This window comes from Armatimonas sp. (assembly GCF_031410135.1).
Taxonomy (GTDB): Bacteria; Armatimonadota; Armatimonadia; order Armatimonadales; family Armatimonadaceae; genus Armatimonas.
In genome coordinates, this window is record NZ_JANNYP010000237.1 from 1 (window position 1) to 3,776 (window position 3,776).

The window sequence follows — 3,776 nt, forward strand, 5'->3', positions numbered from 1 at the left end:
CCACGGCTCGGTTCGGCCCATCGAGGCGCAGGTTCGCTTGGCGCTTGTTCTTATCTGGGCCGTGGCAAGCAAAGCAGTTGTCGGAGAGGATCGGGCGAATGTCCCGGTTGAAGACAACTGCCCCCTCAGCCCCTGTCAAACGGGGGAGAGCCGGCGGGGTTGCCAGGCTCATGCCAACACAGGCTGCGCTGAGGAGCGCACTAGAAGCAAGTATTTTAGCGTTCATGGTTCTGAAGTCCCTCTTCGACACCTTAGAGGGTTTCCCCTTTGTCATCACTCATCATCGCTTCGTAATTGGCTATTACTCGCGCTTGCCGCCCGTACGAATGCTCTCGATCAAGCTGGCGACGAGCAGCAGGCGCTTGTCTCCGAAGGTCGTGTCGCTCTCGATGCGCTTGCGAGCTTTCTCCAACGTGGATGTGGCTCCTGCCGTGTCGCCTGCTTTGGCCTGCGCGGCAGCAACGGCCCCAAGAAGTCGAATCGGCTCGTCTTGCATCGTGACGCTGTTCGGGTTAGCAAGTACACGCTCCAGCTCTTTCTGCGCCTCCTGCACTTTCCCTTTCGCGGCAAGAGCGTAGACAAGGGCAGCCATCGGTTCTGAGCTGAGTGCGCGGGCACCGTCCACATCGCCTGCCTCCGCCAGCGCCTCGGCAACGGACTGTCTGGACTGGGAATCCGTGCCTGCAAGTTTTTTGGCCGTGGCCGCGTCACCGATCTGCACAAAGTAGCCCAGCAAAGATTCCTGGGACATGCTTCGCTCCACAGCTTCCTTAAGGGTCTGATTACGTTTGAGAGCATCGGCGAGCGTTGCCCTAGCCCCCACTTTATCTCCCGACTTTGCCTGCTTGGTGGCGAGATTGCCCAGAGCCAGCACCGTATTTACCACATCACCCTTACTTGCCAATAAGCGCGTTTTTGCCTCCGCAAAATCCCCACTCTCTCTGAGGAAGATGATCTGGGTAGAGCGTCCGTTGGCACTCGCTGCCATCGTCGGCGCGGACTTCACGGCCAGTGCCATCGTGGCTCTCGCTGCGAGGGCATTTTCCTTCTTCAGACTCACCTGGTAGATCGCCAGCCATGCCAGGCTGTAGAAGCGCCGCTCGGCCTCTTTAATTTTTTGCGCCCGTTGTACGCCCTCGGCAAAGAGAGCTTTGGCTGTCACGCTATCCCCGGCATCGGCGTGAGCGACTGCAACCGTGGGCCAGAGCATCGGGCTTATCTTGGGATCGGTGGTGGGTGCGGTGCGAGCGAGCGCCACGGCTGCCGCGCGGGTCTTCTTCGCAGCCTCGGGCTCACCGATTACAGCTTCGGCCTGTGCGAGCTGGATCAGGACACTTACTCGCTCCTCAATGCCCTGCTCCGTCGCCAGCAAGCCACGTGCCTCGTTCAAAAGCGGCTCTAAGAGAGACCTCAGTGCGTCTTTGTTTTGCATAGCGCATTATACTTTAGTTTCCGCACGGGCAACTCCGAAAAATGAAGACGATTCAACACACGACGAAGACGACCACAGGTCGCACGACACACACGATCCCAGAAAAAAGCTTGGCTACAACCCAGCATTGGTTTGCCAGCAAGAGGCAAATGCTCCACTGCCCAACGGTCACAATACAAGCGTCACAAAACATTCACACTCACCGCTGAGGAATGCCCTGAAGGGTCTTCTCTAGCAGGTTGCAAATACGGTAAACGGGCTGTGACATCGGGGGTGCTTTCGGTACGTTAAAGTAAGCCTGATGTCATGGCAGTAAGTTTGATGCCTTGCTGGCTAGGTGAGCCACCCGATTTTAGCGGAAACTAAAGTATAGAATGGTCACGTTATTTAGTGAATTACCGTCATCTTATGGTAGTGTATTTAAAATCACGGCCCTTAGAAGGATAGAAAAGCATGAAAACAACTATTTTGCTAGCTTTTGCAGCAACTCTCTCTCTCATCAATATTGCCCGCGCAGACGATCCGGTTGTCACACGGCTCTCTCCCGAAGCCATCAAGAACATGCAAAACGTCCTCCCCAAGCCATCGTTTAACCGCGATGTGCTCCTGGTTGACGGGGTAGATCTCTCACTCACTCCCATCAAGGTCGAAGTGGTCTCCCGCACACCTATGATGCGTTTTCGAATCTACTCCACCGTCACCAACCTAGGGAAGACCACATCCACTGCCGGAAGAGCCACGACAGGGCCAAATGTTGAGGTTCGCATCGTGCCGGGTGGAACGGGCGGCAGAGGGGGAACCGCGACCCCCTTTGCGGTACGAAGCCTTCGATCCTGGGACTCACAGATTGTCGGGGTTGAGGGAGAGTGGAACCCGAGAGAGCCCAAGGTTCTTCTAGCACAGATGTATGATACGACTACCTTCAGGCTGATTCGAGGCGACACGAGCGTGCGCTCTGGCTCCGCTTACACGGATGCAAAAAATACCAACAACACGGTAACTCTCTCCGGCGACGAGCTAGTGCGACTGCTTGGGCTCTAAAACGCAGTTCGGGCAAACGGGCGTTTTTCGGCCTACAATAGCGCGTGATCTCTGACTGGAGCCGTGCTCGTATTCATGCCCGCGCCGACCGCGATGCCCTTCCCGATACTTTAGGTACAAATGCCGATGCCTTGCTGGAGGCCGCCTTCGCCGCCGCAGGGCTGACGGTTCGCCCGCGCCCACGCCGCGACCCGCTGCTGTTTATGGCTCATGCGGTTTTAGATGTCGAAGCCTCGGCAGTCTGGGTGCGCGACGATGCCAAGCCCGAAGAGCGGCGGCTGATTCTCGCCCACGAGCTGGGACACTTGAAGCTCCACCATAGCCCCGAGGAATGCCGCTGCGACGAAGGCGATCTGGCGGAGATTCCGGAGAGCGCGGGAAGTGGCTACGGCCCCAAACAGCGCCGTGAGACCGAGGCCAATGTCTACGCCCGAGAGTTTCTGCTGCCTGCACCGCTGGCCCGCAAGCTCTTTATTGACGACAGGCTCGACGCAGTGGAGATGGCCGAGGCGCTGGGCCTGCCGCTCGCCACGATCATCGCGCAGCTCACCGCGCCGCTGGTACTGCCGATTTTAGAAAAGACGCCTGTGGAGAAGAGTCTGGCAACGGGCCTTGATGACTCCCAGGAGGCCGCCGCCAAGGCTGACTACGGGCCGCTTCTGGTGGGAGCGGGGCCTGGCACGGGCAAGACGCGCACACTGACGGCGCGGGTTTTGTTTCTGGTGCGCGAGAAAAATGTCCGTCCCGAGAATATCCTAGCCTTGACGTTCTCCCGAAAAGCCGCCGCCGAGATGCAGGAGCGAATCGCCAGCGAGGACGAGACGATTGCAGCACGGGCGGCGATTACCACGTTTCACTCGTATGGATTAGATCTGCTGCGCCGCCATTGGAAGCTTGCAGGGCTCCCGCCGCGCCCCCTCATGCTCACCGAAGCCGAGGCGTTTGCGCTTCTAGAGCGCCGGATCGCCGCGCTGGAGCTAGGGCCACTACGGTACTTACACGACCCCGCCTACCCCCTCCCCGAGGCTCTCCGAGCAATCTCGAAAGTGAAAGAGAGCGGCCTGACTCCCGAGGAGGTGGCACAGCGTGCAGAGACAAGCGGCGACGAGATCTGGCAAGACATTGCCCGGCTCTACGCTGCCTACGAGGGCTTGCTCAAAGAGCACGGGGCGCTGGACTTTGCCGACCTGGTCGTGCGGCCCCTGCGCCTGCTGGAGAGCTACTCGGATGTGCTGGCTGGGGAGCGGGCGAAGTGGCGGCAGGTCTTGGTGGACGAGTACCAGGACATCAACCGCTCCGGGGC

4 protein-coding genes are annotated in these 3,776 nt (G+C 59.0%); 2 read left to right on the forward strand and 2 right to left on the reverse strand.

Annotation, left to right across the window (positions count from 1 at the left end; genetic code table 11):
- Nucleotides 1-172 (reverse strand): c-type cytochrome domain-containing protein (locus RMO15_RS08465; protein WP_369016092.1); only part of this gene is annotated, 172 nt, incomplete at its 3' end.
- 129 nt (nucleotides 173-301) lie between these two features.
- A complete protein-coding gene (locus RMO15_RS08470; protein WP_309710566.1) occupies nucleotides 302-1,432 on the reverse strand; it encodes a hypothetical protein in 1,131 nt (376 codons plus the stop codon).
- 453 nt (nucleotides 1,433-1,885) lie between these two features.
- On the opposite strand from RMO15_RS08470, the gene RMO15_RS08475 reads away from it, so the two are divergent.
- Nucleotides 1,886-2,473, forward strand: coding sequence for a hypothetical protein (locus RMO15_RS08475; RefSeq protein ID WP_309710568.1), 588 nt, complete (start codon nucleotides 1,886-1,888; stop codon nucleotides 2,471-2,473).
- A gap of 44 nt (nucleotides 2,474-2,517) precedes the next feature.
- Nucleotides 2,518-3,776: UvrD-helicase domain-containing protein (locus tag RMO15_RS08480; protein ID WP_309710571.1), on the forward strand; the 1,259-nt coding region annotated here is incomplete at its 3' end.